This window comes from Curtobacterium sp. MMLR14_002 (genome assembly GCF_001864975.1).
GTDB lineage: Bacteria > Actinomycetota > Actinomycetes > Actinomycetales > Microbacteriaceae > Curtobacterium > Curtobacterium flaccumfaciens.
Map to the genome: position 1 here is coordinate 122,265 of NZ_MJGT01000058.1, position 14,041 is coordinate 136,305.

The following is a 14,041-nucleotide window of genomic DNA, read 5'->3' on the forward strand; positions in this document are numbered from 1 at the left end:
CGCCCCACGCACCCCGCCGACCGGTCACGACTCCCCGCCCGCCCCAACCCGAGCGGTCACGTCCCGTCGGCCGGACCCCGGCCAACCGTCGATCCGCGACCACTCGAGGCCCGACAGACGGCACGTCCTGACCACTCACGGAGCGCCGAGGTCGCACCAACTGCCGCTCGCGGGACTGCCGTGCGACAGTTCGCGCGACCTCGGCGAAGCACACGCGGCGCGTCGTGCGACCTCGGCAACACGCACGCGGCGCGTCGCGCGACCGGGGCGACCCCGCGGTCCCGCGGGAAGAGCGCTAGGACGCCTCGGCGTCGGCGCGCAACCGCATCCGCTGCCCGTCGATGTCGACGAGCTGCCGCTGGATCTCGGCGCGACGCTCGGCCTGCTCGTGCGGATCGGCGCGCTGCAGCTGCCCGAGCAACGAGGCCTTGCGGGCGAGCAGGTCGCGCTCGACCAGGGCAACGACGATGCTCCGGCAGTAGGCCGCCAGGTCCTCCGCGTTGCGCGCGGGGATGGGCGCGAGGGCGAGTTCGTGCGTCAGGGTGCGGAGGGGCGCCGGCACGTCGGCGAGCAGCCGGTCGAGCCAGTCCCCCGCGCCGATCACGTCGACGTTGGCGACCACGGCGTCCCGCACGGCGGCGAGCATCGGCGTCGAGAACGTGGCCGACGCGGCGAGCCCGAGCATCGGTGCGCCGACGGACGTGGGCTGCTGCACCATCGCCATCACGGCGTCGCGCTCCATGCGGCTGATCGGGTCGTTCGGCAGCGAGCGGATGCCGGCGACGGGCTCGTCGGGGGTGTCGGCCCCGTCGGTGCCGTTCCCGTTGCGGCCGTCGCGCCCGGCGCCTGCGGACCGGTCGTCCTGCCCGGCGGAGCCCGCACGGCGCCTGGCCGTCTCGACCGACCGACGGACCTCGGGGATCTCCATGCCGAGCCAGCCGGCGAGTTCGCGGACGTAGCCCTGTGTCAGCGAGCGGTCGCGGATGCCGGCGAGCACGGGCGCGGCCGCACGCAGGGCACCGACGCGCCCCTCGACGGTCTCGAGATCGTGGCCGTCGAGCGTGCGGCGGATCATGAACTCGAACATCGGGCGCTTGTTCGTGACCAGGCGGCGGATGGCGTCGTCACCGCGGGCGAGCCGGAGGTCGCACGGGTCGAGCCCGCCGGGTGCCACGGCGACGTAGGTCTGCGCCGCGAACCGCTGTTCTTCTGCGAAGGCACGCGAGGCTGCGCGCTGCCCGGCCTCGTCGGGGTCGAACGTGAAGACGACCTCGCCGTTGGCGTTCGGGTCGGCGCCGGCCAGGTCGCCGAGCATCGGGCGGAGCACCTTGATGTGGTCGACGCCGAACGACGTGCCGCAGGTGGCGACCGCGGTCGTGACGCCCGCGACGTGACACGCCATCACGTCGGTGTAGCCCTCGACGATGACGACCTGCTTCTGCTTCGAGATGTCGCGGCGGGCCAGGTCGAGCCCGTAGAGCACCTGGCTCTTGTGGTAGATCGGGGTCTCGGGCGTGTTGAGGTACTTGGGGCCCTTGTCGTCCTCGAGCAGGCGGCGCGCCCCGAACCCGATGGTCGCCCCGGTGACGTCGCGGATCGGCCACATCAGGCGCCCGCGGAACCGGTCGTACGGCGAGCGGTCACCCTGGCTGACGAGGCCGGCGGACACGAGCTCTTCCATCGTGAAGCCGCGCCCGCGCAGGTGGTCCTTGAGCATGTCGTAGGACTTCGGGGCGAAGCCGACGCCGAAGTGCTGGGCGGCCGAGGGGTCGAACCCGCGCTCCCCCAGGAACCGGCGGGCGGGGTCGGCGGCGGCCGTGGTGAGCTGCCCCGTGAAGTACTCGAGCGCGGCTTCGTTCGCCGCGATCAGCCGGGCACGGGTGTTGTAGTCGGTGCGCGGCCCGTCGCCCTCTTCGTAGTGCAGGGTGAAGCCGATCTTCGCGGCCATGCGCTCGACGGCCTCGGCGAAGGTGGTGTGGTCCTGCGCCATGATGAAGCTGAAGACGTCGCCGTCCTCGCCGCAGCCGAAGCAGTGGTAGCGGCCGACCTGGGGCCGGACGTGGAACGACGGGGAACGCTCGTCGTGGAAGGGGCACAGGCCCTTCATCGACCCGACGCCCGCGTGCTTCAGCGTGACGTAGTCGCCCACGACGTCGGCGATGTTGACACGCGAGCGGACCTCGTCGATGTCGTTCCGCGCGATCCTGCCAGCCACCCCTCGATCCTAGTTCGTGGGACCGACGTCGGCGGACCGGTCAGACGGCGATGTGGACCGGGTCACGGTCACCCACCACCAGACGTCGGTGCCACGCGAGCGCGCCCTGGTCGGTCAGGCTCGCGACCTGGTCGACGACGGCGCGCAGTCGGCCGGTGTCGTCGTCCGCAGCGTGCCAGTCGGCGGCGAAGCCCGGCTCGAGGTCGGACGCACCGGTCGCCGCCAGCGCGTCGAGCAGTTCGGTGAGCACGCGGCGCTGGTCCTCGTACACGGGCTGACGGTCGCCCTGGGTCATCACGAAGGCCGCGACGATGCCCTTGAGCACCGCGATCTCGCCGATGATCTCGGGCGGGGTGACGACCGACGCGGCGAACCGCACGAGCGACCCCGAGGCGTAGGACTCGCGGGTGGCCGTCGTGGCGGTGCGCGCGAAGCGTCCGATCAGCTGCGACGTCAGGTTCTTGAGGCGTGCGGCGTCACGGCGGGAGCCGTCGTACGCGGTCATCCAGAGCGGCAGCGCACGCAGGCGGTCGAACGCCTCGAGCAGCTCGTCGCGGCTCAGGTCGTCGCCGACCCAGGCGTGCATGGCGGTCACGATGTCGTTCTCACCGACGCGGTCGCCCAGGGCCGCGACGTCGATGAACCCGGCGACGACGGCGTCCTCGAAGTCGTGCACCGAGTACGCGATGTCATCGGCGAGGTCCATCACCTGCGCCTCGATGCACCGCTGGCGACGCGGGGCGCCGGCTCGGAGCCACTCGAAGGCGTCGTGGTCGTCGTCGTAGAAGCCGAACTTGGTGCGCCCGGACGACGACTCCGACACCCCCTGCGCAGCGGGCCACGGGTACTTGCAGCTGGCGTCCAACGACGCACGGGTCAGGTTGAGTCCGAACGGACGGTCGACGTCGGCGCCGGGCCGGACGCCGTAGACCTTCGGCTCGAGCCGCGTCAGCAACCGGAGCGTCTGCGCGTTGCCCTCGAAGCCACCGATGCCGGTCGCCCAGGCGTTCACCGCGGTCTCGCCGTTGTGCCCGAACGGCGGGTGCCCGATGTCGTGCGCCAGGCACGCGGTGTCGACCACGTCGGGGTCGAGTCCGAGCGAGTCGGCGAGCTCGCGGCCGACCTGCGCGACCTCGAGCGAGTGCGTCAGCCGGTTGCGGGCGAAGTCGAGCCCCGCGGTCGGGCTGAGCACCTGGGTCTTCGCGGCCAGGCGCCGGAGCGCACTGGAGTGCAGCAGTCGGGCGCGGTCACGGGCGAAGTCCGAGCGGCGGTTGCCGTGCTCTTCGGGGAGCCAGCGCTCCGCGTCCGCCGGACCGTACGAGGCGGTGGCGTTCATCCGCCGCTGTGGTGCAGCTCGGCGGCGGCCAGGACCTTGCGGAACTCGGAGTCGACGTCGCGGCTCTCGAGCCAGCGGTCGGGCAGGGCGGTGCGCTTCGGGTGCCCGGCACGACCGCGCGGCCCCTCGGCGTCGGCACCCGGGTACGGGGCGTCGTGGTCGAGCTGGCCGAGGAAGTCGTCGATCTCCTGCAGGCTCGACGCCATCGCCAGGCCGGCCCGGACGTCGCTGCCGATCGGGTACCCCTTGAAGTACCAGGCCACGTGCTTGCGGATGTCGCGGCACGCGTGCTCCTCGTCGCCGAAGAACTCGACGAGCAGCTCGGCGTGCCGGCGGAACCCGTCGGCGACCTCGCCCAGGGACGGCATGTACCGCAGTCCCTCGCCGCGGAACGCCGCGGCCAGGTCACCGAACAACCACGGGCGGCCGAGGCAGCCACGCCCGACGACCACGCCGTCGGCGCCGGTCTCTTCGATCATCCGGAGCGCGTCGGCGGCCGACCAGATGTCGCCGTTGCCGAGGATCGGGATGTCGGTGACGGTCTCCTTCAGCGTGGCGATCGCGGACCAGTCGGCGTGCCCGGAGTAGTGCTCGTTCGCGGTGCGGGCGTGCAGCGAGACCGCGGCGACCCCGGCGTCACGCGCGATGCGGGCGGCGTCGAGGTAGGTCAGGTGGTCCTCGTCGATGCCCTTGCGCATCTTCACCGTGACGGGGACGTCGCCGGCGGCGCGCACGGTCTTGGTGACGAGTTCGCGGAACAGGTCGAGTTTCCAGGGCAGGGCCGCGCCGCCGCCCTTGCGGGTGACCTTGGGCACCGGGCACCCGAAGTTCAGGTCGATGTGGTCGGCACGGTCCTCGCCGACCAGGATCGACGCCGCTTCGGCCACGGTGTTCGGCTCGACGCCGTACAGCTGGATCGACCGCGGGGTCTCGGACTCGTGGTGCTGGATGAGCTGCATCGACACGGGGGTCCGTTCGACCAGCGCACGCGAGGTGATCATCTCGCACACGTAGAGCCCGGCGCCGTACTCGCGGCACAGCCGGCGGTACGCCATGTTCGTGATCCCGGCCATCGGCGCGAGCACGACCGGCACGTCGACCTCGATCGGGCCGATGCGCAGGGGGCCGCCGACTCGCGAGGCGGGTGCTTGTGTGATCGTCATACCTGTCCCATCTTCCCACGTCGGTGCGCGCCGGTAGCGTTCTCCACATGACGACCGACGCCAGCTCCCGGTTCGACGCCGACGCCCAGGCCCGTGGCCTGCCGGTCGAGGTGGTCGAACGCCCGGCCGCGGACTCCCTGCACGAGGCCGCCGGACTGCTCGGCATCGAGCCCGGCGACATCGTCAAGACCCTGGTGGTGAAGCGCCACGACGGCGGGTTCCTGCTCGCCCTGGTGCCCGGCGGCCGCAGCATCGCCTGGAAGAAGCTCCGCACGGCCGTCGGCGTCAACAAGCTCTCGATGCCCGACGCCGCCACGGCGCTCGAGGCGTCCGGCTACGAGCGCGGCACCATCACGCCGATCGGTGCCACGGGCGACCTGCCGGTGTACGCCGACGAGCGCATCGTCGGCCGCCGCGTCGCCCTGGGTGCGGGCCGGCACGGGGCGAGCGCCTTCGTCGACGCCGACGCGCTCGTCGCCGCCTACGGCGCGACCGTCGCCGACATCACCGACGAGGAACCGCAGCGCGACTGACGCAGCCGTCAGTCCGGCACCTCGGACCAGTCGCCCTCGGCCCCGGCGAACGAGCCGGCGTCGATCAGGCACGCATCGCCCTCGCAGACCGGCGCACCGCCGGGCGTGACGAGCGTCAGCAACGCGGGACGGGCCTCCAGGCCGGGAACGCCGGAAGCGGCGGAGAAGCCGCGCACGCCCGGCAGCCCCGTGAGCGCGTCCGGCACGGACGGTACCGACGTCACGGCCTGGAGGCGCACCGCGCCCTGGTCGCTGATGGTCATGTCCGTCATCGGGTCACCGCCACATCGGCGCTCGCGTCGTCCGCAGCGCGCTCGGCCGCCGAGGCGACCTCCTCCGGCGTGGTCTCGCGGAGCGCGACCACCTGGCGGAGCACCTGCTCGAACGCCGTGGGGTCCTGGGCGCCGGAGACGCCGTACTTGCCGTCGATCACGAAGAACGGCACGCCGTTGATCCCGTACGCCTGTGCCTGGGCCTGGTCGGCGCGGACCGCGGCGAGCTGGGCGTCGTCGCGCAGGGTGCTGAGGACCTCGTCGCGGTCGAGACCGATCTCCGCCGCCAGGTCGGCGAGCGAGGACTCCTGTCCGACGTGCTCGCCGCGCTCGAAGTAGGCGGTGAACAGGCGCTCGACCATCTCGAGCTGCTTGCCGTGCTGCTTGGCGAGGTGGATGACTTGGTGGGCCTTCACCGTGTTGGTGTGGTGCATGGCCTCGAAGTCGTAGTCGAGACCGACGCCCGCGGCGATGGCGCTGACCTGGTCGAGCATCTGCTGCGCCTGGTCGACGGGCATGCCCTTGTGGCCGGAGAGGAACTCGGCCTCGGTGCCCTCGAAGTCGACGGGGGTGTCGGGGCTCAGCTCGAAGGAGTGGTACTCGACCTCGACGGGACGGCCCTCGGTCGAGGCGCCGAACGCGGCGACGCCGGCCTCGAACTTGCGCTTGCCGATGTAGCACCAGGGGCAGGCGATGTCCGACCAGACATCGACCTTCACGGAGTCGTTCATGCTGACCCCAACGCGCTCGTGCGACGCGCATTCCCGTCACCGGCAGCAGAACACCGGTGTTCGCAGGCCGAACACCCGATTGCGGGTGTGCAACGCACGAACACCGGTGTCTTGCGGAGTCGCGGAACCCCTACGCGCCGAGCAACCGCTGCGCGAGGTACCCCTGCAGCTGGTCGAGCGAGACGCGCTCCTGGCTCATGGTGTCGCGCTCGCGCACCGTGACGGCCTTGTCCTCGAGCGTGTCGAAGTCGACCGTGATGCAGAACGGCGTGCCGATCTCGTCGTGGCGACGGTAGCGACGGCCGATGGCACCGGCGTCGTCGAAGTCCACGTTCCAGTTCTTGCGCAGGTCGTCGGCCAGGCCGCGGGCGACGGGCGAGAGCTGCTCGTTCCGCGACAGCGGCAGGACGGCGGCCTTCACCGGGGCCAGGCGCGGGTCGAGGCGCAGGACGGTGCGCTTGTCGACGCCGCCCTTCGCGTTCGGGGCCTCGTCCTCGTGGTACGAGTCGAGCAGGAACGCCATGAGTGCACGGGTCAGACCGAACGACGGCTCGATGACGTACGGCACGTACTTCTCGTTGGCTGCCTGGTCGAAGAACCGGAGGTCCTGGCCGGACGCCTCGATGTGGTTGTTCAGGTCGAAGTCGGTGCGGTTCGCGACGCCCATCAGCTCGCCCCACTCCGAGCCGGTGAAGCCGAAGCGGTACTCGATGTCGGCGGTGGCGTCGGAGTAGTGCGCCCGCTCGCCGTCCGGGACGTCGAAGCGACGCAGGTTCTCGGGGTCGATGCCGAGGTCGGTGTAGAACGCGACCGAGTCGGCGATCCACTGCTCGTAGTGCTCCTGGGCCGAGGCCGGCGGCACGAAGTACTCGATCTCCATCTGCTCGAACTCGCGCGTGCGGAAGATGAAGTTGCCGGGCGTGATCTCGTTGCGGAACGCCTTGCCGACCTGCCCGATGCCGAACGGAGGCTTCATGCGGCTCGTCGTGACGACCTGCGCGAAGTCGACGAAGATGCCCTGGGCGGTCTCGGGGCGCAGGAAGTTCAGGCCCTCTTCCGACTCGACCGGGCCGAGGTAGGTCTTGAGCATCCCGGAGAACTCGCGGGGCTCGGTCCACTCGCCGCGGGTGCCGCAGTTCGGGCAGGCGATCTCGGCCATGCGGCCTTCGGGGTCGCGGCCCTTCTTGGCGACGAACGCCTCGATCAGGTGGTCCTCGCGGAACCGGTGGTGGCAGTGCAGGCACTCCACCAGCGGGTCGGTGAAGGTCGCGACGTGGCCGGAGGCCTCCCACACCTTGCGGGGCAGGATCACCGCGGAGTCGAGGCCGACCATGTCCCCGCGACCGCGGACGAACCGCTGCCACCACTGGCGCTTGATGTTCTCCTTGAGCTCCACACCGAGGGGCCCGTAGTCCCATGCGGAGCGGGAGCCTCCGTAGATCTCACCCGACTGGAAGACGAAGCCGCGGCGCTTGGCCAGGGCGATGACGCTGTCGAGACGGGAGGGCTGTGCCAAAGGGTGCTCCAGAGGTCGCCGAGCTGGGTGCTCGGTGCGGAAACGGTCCGGGCAAGACTACCGGCGATCCCGGCCCGGGAGGCCCGCCCCGGATCCGCCCTCCACGCTCACCTCGCCGACGTGGTCGGCCCCACCCCGCCCAGCGCGGCCACGACGTCGGTCACGTCGGACTCGTCGTTCCACAGGTGGAACGCGATGCGCAGTCGCCCGGCACGCCCCGAGGCGGTGACGCCTGCGGCGGCGAGGGCCCGGAGGGCCGCCCCGTCGGCGTCCGCGAACGTCACGATCGCCTGCCCGTCGCCCTGCCGAGGCGACCCGAGGGCGTCGCACAGCCGATCCGCGAGACCGGTGGCGTGCCTCCAGACCGCCTGCTGGTCGAGCGCGACCGCGTGCTCGAGCGCGGCCACGGCACCGGGCCACGCCTGCCAGGCCGGCGAGACGTCGAAGCGGCGCGCGTCGTCAGCCAGGTGCATGGCGGGGCCGTAGCAGGAGGACCACACGTCCGCTCCCGCGTACCAGCCGGCCTGCACCGGGCGGAACCGGCCGAGGGCGGTGTCGGAGAGCGTCATGAACGCGACGCCGCGCGGAGCGCAGAGCCACTTGTAGGTGTGCGTGAGCGTCACGTCGAACGGCGCGGCGTCGACGGGCAGGACGCCGGCGGCCTGCGTGAGGTCGCAGAGGGTCAGGGCGCCGACACGTCGGGCGGCGGCCACGACCGGGTCGGGGTCGGTGACCACGCCGGTGGCGGACTGCACCGCGGACCACGCGACGAGGGCGGTGTCTGGCCCGACCGAGGCGGCGAGCCGGTCCAGCGGGACGCTCCGGACCCGGACGCCGCGGTGAGCCTGGGCGAGGAACGGGAAGACGACCGAGCTGAAGTCGCCGTCGGGGACGACCACCTCGGCGCCGTCCGGCAGCGCGTCGGCGACGACCGCGGCCATCACCGAGGTCTGCGAGCCCGTCGCCACGCGCTCCACCGGGACGCCGACCAGCGCGGCGAAGAGCGCACGCCCCTGCTCGACCAGCGCGCCGTACCGGGCGGGCGACGTCTCGGCCCGCGACCACGCGTCGAGGTCGGCGCGCTGGGCGGCGAGGGTGCCGCGGGTCGGCAGGCCCGCGGTGCACGCCGCCAGGTAGCCGCGGCCGGCGGGGAAGGAGTCCATGCGGACAGCGTCTCGGTTCCCGACCCATCACACCAGGGCCGATCCGTTGTGCCACCGATAACATCGGATGATGGACGAGATCGATCCCCAGTTGCTCCGGGTCCTCCGCGCCGTGGCCGACGGCGGGTCGATCACCCGCGCCGCCGCCGCACTCGGGTCGAGCCAGCCGGCCGTCAGCCAGCTGCTGGCCCGGGCCGAGCAGCGTCTCGGCCACGCGCTGGTCCTGCGGGGCGGACGGGGTGCGACCCTCACGCACGCGGGGCAGGTGCTCGCCGACCATGCCCTGCACGTCCAGGCCGCGCTGACCGCGGCGCGCGAGGACCTCGACGCCGTCGGCGGGCTCAGCCGTGGCCGGGTGCGACTCGCCGGGTTCCCGAGCGCGTCCTCCGCCCTGGTGCCCGCCGTGCTGGCCCGGATGGCGGCGACGGCGCCCGGCGTGACGACCTCGTACGTCGAGGTCGAGCCGCCCGAGGCACTCGACCTGCTGCGCGGTGGCGAGGTCGACGTCGCCCTCACCTTCACCTACGTCGGCGACGAGTTCGGGACCACCCCGGACCCGGGCCTCGTCACCCGGGCGCTCGGTCGCGACCCGCTCGCGCTGGTGACGCCGGTCGAGCCAGGAGGCTCTGAGCGACTCCGCCCCGCCGGCTCCACCGTCGTGGACCTCGCGTCCCACCACGACGCCCGGTGGATCGGGGGCTGCCCCCGTTGCCGTGGGCACCTGCTCGCCTCGTGCGCGAGCGCGGGGTTCACGCCGGACATCGTGCTCGAGACGGACAACGCCGCCGCGGTGGTGGGGCTTGTCGCCGCCGGGCTCGGGGTGGCGCTGCTCCCCCGGCTGGCACTCGCGACGACGGTCATCCCCGCCGGTGTCGCGATCGACCCCGTGGACGACGAGTTGGCCCGGCGTGTCGAGGTGGTCGTCGCCCGTGGTGCCGACCGGGTGCCGAGCGTCCGTGCGGCGATCGACGCGGTGCGCTCGGCTGCCCACCTGCTCGAGGGGCCGCTGCCGGGCTGAGGGGCCGGGGCGTGGGCTCGGGCTTGGGTTCGGGCTTGGGTTCGGGCTTGGGCTTGGGCTTGGGCTCGGGCTTGGGCTAGGCCGTCGGGGTGTCGACCGCGCCGCCGTAGCGTCGGTCGCGGCTGGCGTACTCCTCGATCGCGCCCCACAGGTCGGTGCGACGGAAGTCCGGCCAGAGCCGGTCGAGGAACACCATCTCGGCGTAGGCGGACTGCCACAGCAGGAAGTTGCTCGTGCGCTGCTCCCCCGAGCTCCGGAGGAACAGGTCGACGTCGGGCATCTCGGGCACGTACAGCCGCTTCGCCAGGGCCTTCTCGGTGACCTGGCTCGGCTTCAAGCGCCCGGCTGCGACGTCCTCGGCCATGCCCCGCACGGCGTCGACGATCTCGTTCCGGCCGCCGTAGTTCACGCACATCGTCAGCGTGAGGACGTCGTTGCCCGCGGTCATCCGCTCGGCGGTCTCGAGCTCGTCGATGACGCTCCGCCACAGCCGCGGACGCCGGCCGGCCCACCGCACCTTGACGCCCCACTGGTGCAGCTGGTCACGGCGACGGCGGATGACGTCGCGGTTGAAGCCCATCAGGAACCGGACCTCTTCCGGGGAGCGCTTCCAGTTCTCGGTCGAGAACGCGTACGCCGACACGTGCCCGACGCCGATCTGGATCGCGCCGGCGACGACGTCGAGCAGTGAGGCCTCGCCCGCTTTGTGCCCCTCGATCCGGGTCAAGCCGCGGCCGTTCGCCCACCGGCCGTTGCCGTCCATGACGATGGCCACGTGCTCCGGCACGAACCGGGCCGGGATCGCCGGGGGCGTCTCGCCGGTCCAGTCGATCGGGCGGAACGGTTCGACGTCGTCGGGGCGGCGGGGGCTCATGCGGTGGGGGCTCCTTCGACAGCGGGATCAGGGTCGGGCTCGGGCACGGCGGGTGCCGGGGTCGAGGCCACCGCGCGCGCCGTCGCCTCGGGTCCGCCGTGGGTCTGCGGCACCGGCATCGGGTGTTCGGAGCGGTCGACGTGCGGCAGGGACCGGAGCGATCGTTCCAGGTGCCACTGGGCGTAGGCCGCGACCACGCCGGAGGCCCGCGAACGCGTCCGCTCGTCGGTGGCGTCGACCGTCGCCCAGTCGCCAGCGAGCAGGGAGCCGAGCACCCCGAGCGTCGCCGGGTCGAGCCGCGGGGTCCCCGGGGGTGCCGCACGGTCGGCGACGACACCACCGAGCTGCACCACGAACGCCGAGTGCGGGCCGGGCTCCCCCGTCACCGCACAGTCGCTGAACGAGGGCGCCCACCCCGCGATGCTCATCGCGCGGAGCAGGTACGAGTCGAGGGTCGCGCTGGACTGGTGTTCACCGCGCGACAACGAGCGCAGCGCCCCCACGAGCAACAGGTACTGCTGCAGCCCGGCGTCGGCCTCGCTCAGTCGGTCGGCCGTCTCGACCATGGCGCTGGCCGCGGTGTACGCGCCGTAGTCGGCGACGATCTGGGCTCCGTACGCACCGAGAGACTCCGCCTGCGTGACGATGTCGAGCGACCGGCCCTCGTAGAACTGGGCGTCCACGACCATGAACGGTTCGAGCCGGCTGCCGAACTTCGACGCCGTCCGCCGCACGCCCTTGGCCACGGCGCGGATCTTGCCGTGCTGCCGCGAGAGCATCGTGACGATGCGGTCGGCTTCACCGAGCTTGTGGGTGCGCAACACGACGCACTCGTCCCGGTACAGCGGCATGCCTCCAGTATCCCCCGCCCCGCCGACAGCCGCGTGCGGTGCGGGCGGCGGGGCGGAGGCGCTGCGACAAGACGCCGTCGTCTTCGCCGGACGCCGCGCACTCGTCAAGACGCCGCGACTTTCGGAGGCGCCTCGGCAACACGACGGCGTCTTGCGTCAGGCAGTGAACGTGCGCACAGACGGGAGGCGCGGTGCGGGACGGACCCGCGCCACGCCTCCTGGGCTGGTTGCGTCTCAGGCGGAGACGAGCTCCGGCGCGTCGGCACCGGCCGCGGCACCCGCGCGCACCGCGCGGTTCACCGCGGACACGATCGCCTTGAGCGACGCCGTCGAGATGTCGGCGTCGATGCCGACGCCCCACAGGCGCACGCCGTCGACGTCGAGCTCGACGTAGGACGCGGCCTTCGCGTCACCGGAGGCGCTCATCGTGTGCTCCGAGTAGTCGTACAGCGTGACCTGGACGCCCTGCTCGGCGAGCACCTTCAGGAACGCGTCGATGGGACCGGTGCCGACGGCCTCGGCCGTGACCGCACCCTCGTCGACCCGGAGTGCCACGGACAGCGAGGTCGTCCCCTCGAAGTCGCTCGACGTCGCCGTCTTGGTGAGCTCGTACCGGCCCCACTTCTCGTCGTCGATCGACGCGGGCAGGTACTCGTCCTGGAACACGTCCCAGATGCGCTGCGACGAGAACTCGCCACCCTCGGTGTCGGTGTGCCGCTGCACGACTCCGGAGAACTCGATTTGCAGCTTGCGGGGCAGGTCGAGGGCGTGGTCGGTCTTGAGCAGGTAGGCCACGCCGCCCTTGCCGGACTGCGAGTTGACACGGATGACGGCCTCGTACGACCGGCCGATGTCCTTCGGGTCGACGGGCAGGTACGGCACCGCCCACTCGATCTCGTCGATGTCCTTGCCCGCGGCGGCGGCCTTGGCCTTCATCGCCTCGAAGCCCTTGTTGATGGCGTCCTGGTGCGAGCCACTGAACGCCGTGTACACGAGGTCGCCCGCCCACGGCTGGCGCTCGGGCACCGGCAGCTGGTTGCAGTACTCGACGGTGCGCTTCACCTGGTCGATGTCGGCGAACGAGATCTCCGGGTCGATCCCCTGCGTGAACAGGTTCATCCCGAGGGCGACCAGGTCCACGTTGCCGGTGCGCTCACCGTTGCCGAACAGGCAGCCCTCGATGCGGTCGGCACCGGCCATGTAGCCGAGCTCGGCGGCCGCCACCGCGGTGCCGCGGTCGTTGTGCGGGTGCAGCGACAGGATGACGTCCTCGCGGTGGGCGAGGCGGCGGGACATCCACTCGATCGAGTCGGCGTAGACGTTCGGCGTGGCCATCTCGACGGTCGCGGGCAGGTTGATGATGACCTTGCGCTCGGGCGTCGGCTCGAAGACCTCGAGGACGGCGTTGCAGATCTCCAGTGCGACCTCGAGTTCGGTGCCCGTGTAGGACTCCGGCGAGTACTCGTAGTAGATCGTCGTGTCGTGCTGCAGCGTGGCTTCGGCCGCCTTGCAGAGCTTCGCACCGGTGACCGCGATGTCCACCACGCCCTGCACGTCGGTGCGGAAGACGACCTCGCGCTGCACGATGCTCGTCGAGTTGTACAGGTGGACGATGGCCTGCTTCGCGCCGTCGATCGCCTCGTAGGTGCGCTGGATGAGGTGCTCGCGCGCCTGGGTCAGCACCTGGATGGTGACGTCGTCGGGGATCGCGCCCTCGTCGATCAGCGACCGGACGAAGTCGAAGTCGGTCTGCGAGGCGCTCGGGAACCCGACCTCGATCTCCTTGTAGCCCATCCGGACGAGGAGGTCGAACATCGCCCGCTTGCGCTCGGCGTCCATCGGGTCGATGAGGGCCTGGTTGCCGTCACGCAGGTCGACCGCACACCAGCGCGGTGCCTTGTCGATGCGCTTCGTGGGCCAGGTCCGGTCCGGCAGGTCGACGCTGATCTGCTCGTGGAACGGGACGTACTTGTGGATCGGCATCCCGGAGGGCTGCTGGGTGTTCTGCATCGTTCTTCGCTTTCGTCGCGTGTTCGTGAGCTGTTGTGGTGCGGCCACGACGGACTCCGCGACGAGGTGGGCCGGAGTGTCAGGCCTCGTCGCGGCAGCGAAGGAGGAGGAGTGCCGAGTACATCGAGACCCACGGTAGCACCGGAGCAGCGGGCTGGCGCAAGCGTGTGACGCGGGACTGCCCGGCGCCGTCGAACGGGGCGCCGAGTGGTCGAGACGTGCTGCGGGCCGGTCGCCGAGTGGTCACGTTGTGTCGCCCGGGCCGCGTCCAGACGACGGTTCGTGACACCTCGGCGGATGTGAGCGGCGTGGCGGGGCCGGGCAGGGCACGTCGGCGCGACCACACGACGGACGGGAGG

At 71.8% G+C, this 14,041-nt stretch carries 12 protein-coding genes; 2 read left to right on the plus strand and 10 right to left on the minus strand.

Annotated elements, in window-relative coordinates; all coding sequences use genetic code 11:
• Positions 1–295: 295 nt before the first annotated feature.
• Genes dnaG through dusB form a run of 3 tightly spaced genes read right to left on the minus strand, consistent with a single transcriptional unit; the run spans position 296 to position 4,714 of the window.
• A complete protein-coding gene (gene dnaG / locus BIU91_RS10270) occupies positions 296–2,215 on the minus strand; it encodes a DNA primase (RefSeq protein WP_071405357.1) in 1,920 nt (639 codons plus the stop codon).
• A gap of 40 nt (positions 2,216–2,255) precedes the next feature.
• Positions 2,256–3,551, minus strand: a complete 1,296-nt coding sequence (locus tag BIU91_RS10275) for a deoxyguanosinetriphosphate triphosphohydrolase (protein ID WP_071405358.1) — start codon at positions 3,549–3,551, stop codon at positions 2,256–2,258.
• Positions 3,548–4,714, minus strand: coding sequence for a tRNA dihydrouridine synthase DusB (gene dusB / locus BIU91_RS10280; RefSeq protein ID WP_071405359.1), 1,167 nt, complete (start codon positions 4,712–4,714; stop codon positions 3,548–3,550). Before dusB ends, BIU91_RS10275 begins: the two co-directional genes overlap by 4 nt.
• A gap of 47 nt (positions 4,715–4,761) precedes the next feature.
• Between dusB and BIU91_RS10285 the strand changes: the two genes are divergently transcribed.
• Entirely contained in the window at positions 4,762–5,247 is a 486-nt protein-coding gene (locus tag BIU91_RS10285; protein ID WP_071405360.1) for an aminoacyl-tRNA deacylase, read from the plus strand.
• Positions 5,248–5,255: 8 nt separating this feature from the next.
• Here BIU91_RS10285 and BIU91_RS10290 read toward each other — a convergent pair whose 3' ends face one another.
• The 4 genes from BIU91_RS10290 to BIU91_RS10305 form a co-directional block, all read right to left on the minus strand.
• Positions 5,256–5,510 carry a hypothetical protein gene (locus tag BIU91_RS10290; protein WP_139196618.1) on the minus strand — a complete coding sequence of 85 codons (255 nt, stop codon included), beginning with the start codon at positions 5,508–5,510 and terminating at the stop codon, positions 5,256–5,258.
• A gap of 5 nt (positions 5,511–5,515) precedes the next feature.
• On the minus strand, positions 5,516–6,250 hold the full coding sequence (locus BIU91_RS10295) for a DsbA family oxidoreductase (RefSeq protein ID WP_071405362.1): 735 nt from the start codon (positions 6,248–6,250) through the stop codon (positions 5,516–5,518).
• Positions 6,251–6,380: 130 nt separating this feature from the next.
• Complete coding sequence (locus BIU91_RS10300; RefSeq protein WP_071405363.1) at positions 6,381–7,766, minus strand: glycine--tRNA ligase; 1,386 nt, start codon at positions 7,764–7,766, stop codon at positions 6,381–6,383.
• Positions 7,767–7,873: 107 nt separating this feature from the next.
• Positions 7,874–8,929: an aminotransferase class V-fold PLP-dependent enzyme gene (locus BIU91_RS10305; protein ID WP_071405364.1), complete on the minus strand. Its 1,056-nt coding sequence runs from the start codon at positions 8,927–8,929 to the stop codon at positions 7,874–7,876.
• A gap of 70 nt (positions 8,930–8,999) precedes the next feature.
• On the opposite strand from BIU91_RS10305, the gene BIU91_RS10310 reads away from it, so the two are divergent.
• Positions 9,000–9,947, plus strand: coding sequence for a LysR family transcriptional regulator (locus tag BIU91_RS10310; RefSeq protein WP_253183727.1), 948 nt, complete (start codon positions 9,000–9,002; stop codon positions 9,945–9,947).
• A gap of 76 nt (positions 9,948–10,023) precedes the next feature.
• On the opposite strand, the gene BIU91_RS10315 is transcribed toward BIU91_RS10310, so the two are convergent.
• The 3 genes from BIU91_RS10315 to leuA form a co-directional block, all read right to left on the minus strand.
• Entirely contained in the window at positions 10,024–10,821 is a 798-nt protein-coding gene (locus BIU91_RS10315; protein WP_071251399.1) for an isoprenyl transferase, read from the minus strand.
• Positions 10,818–11,672 carry a DNA repair protein RecO gene (recO, locus tag BIU91_RS10320; RefSeq protein ID WP_027465318.1) on the minus strand — a complete coding sequence of 285 codons (855 nt, stop codon included), beginning with the start codon at positions 11,670–11,672 and terminating at the stop codon, positions 10,818–10,820. The genes BIU91_RS10315 and recO overlap by 4 nt, the downstream gene beginning before the upstream one ends.
• 234 nt (positions 11,673–11,906) lie before the next feature.
• On the minus strand, positions 11,907–13,682 hold the full coding sequence (gene leuA, locus BIU91_RS10325; protein ID WP_071405366.1) for a 2-isopropylmalate synthase: 1,776 nt from the start codon (positions 13,680–13,682) through the stop codon (positions 11,907–11,909).
• Positions 13,683–14,041 lie beyond the last annotated feature (359 nt).

Excerpts from the sequence above, each read along its gene's own strand:
- BIU91_RS10290 (WP_139196618.1), bottom strand. The coding sequence starts at position 5,510 with ATGACCATCAGCGACCAGGGCGCGGTGCGCCTCCAGGCCGTGACGTCG.
- BIU91_RS10305 (WP_071405364.1), bottom strand. The coding sequence starts at position 8,929 with ATGGACTCCTTCCCCGCCGGCCGCGGCTACCTGGCGGCGTGCACCGCG.
- BIU91_RS10295 (WP_071405362.1), bottom strand. The coding sequence starts at position 6,250 with ATGAACGACTCCGTGAAGGTCGATGTCTGGTCGGACATCGCCTGCCCC.
- BIU91_RS10275 (WP_071405358.1), bottom strand. The coding sequence starts at position 3,551 with ATGAACGCCACCGCCTCGTACGGTCCGGCGGACGCGGAGCGCTGGCTC.
- dusB (WP_071405359.1), bottom strand. The coding sequence starts at position 4,714 with ATGACGATCACACAAGCACCCGCCTCGCGAGTCGGCGGCCCCCTGCGC.
- BIU91_RS10310 (WP_253183727.1), top strand. The coding sequence starts at position 9,000 with ATGGACGAGATCGATCCCCAGTTGCTCCGGGTCCTCCGCGCCGTGGCC.
- recO (WP_027465318.1), bottom strand. The coding sequence starts at position 11,672 with ATGCCGCTGTACCGGGACGAGTGCGTCGTGTTGCGCACCCACAAGCTC.
- BIU91_RS10285 (WP_071405360.1), top strand. The coding sequence starts at position 4,762 with ATGACGACCGACGCCAGCTCCCGGTTCGACGCCGACGCCCAGGCCCGT.
- leuA (WP_071405366.1), bottom strand. The coding sequence starts at position 13,682 with ATGCAGAACACCCAGCAGCCCTCCGGGATGCCGATCCACAAGTACGTC.
- BIU91_RS10315 (WP_071251399.1), bottom strand. The coding sequence starts at position 10,821 with ATGAGCCCCCGCCGCCCCGACGACGTCGAACCGTTCCGCCCGATCGAC.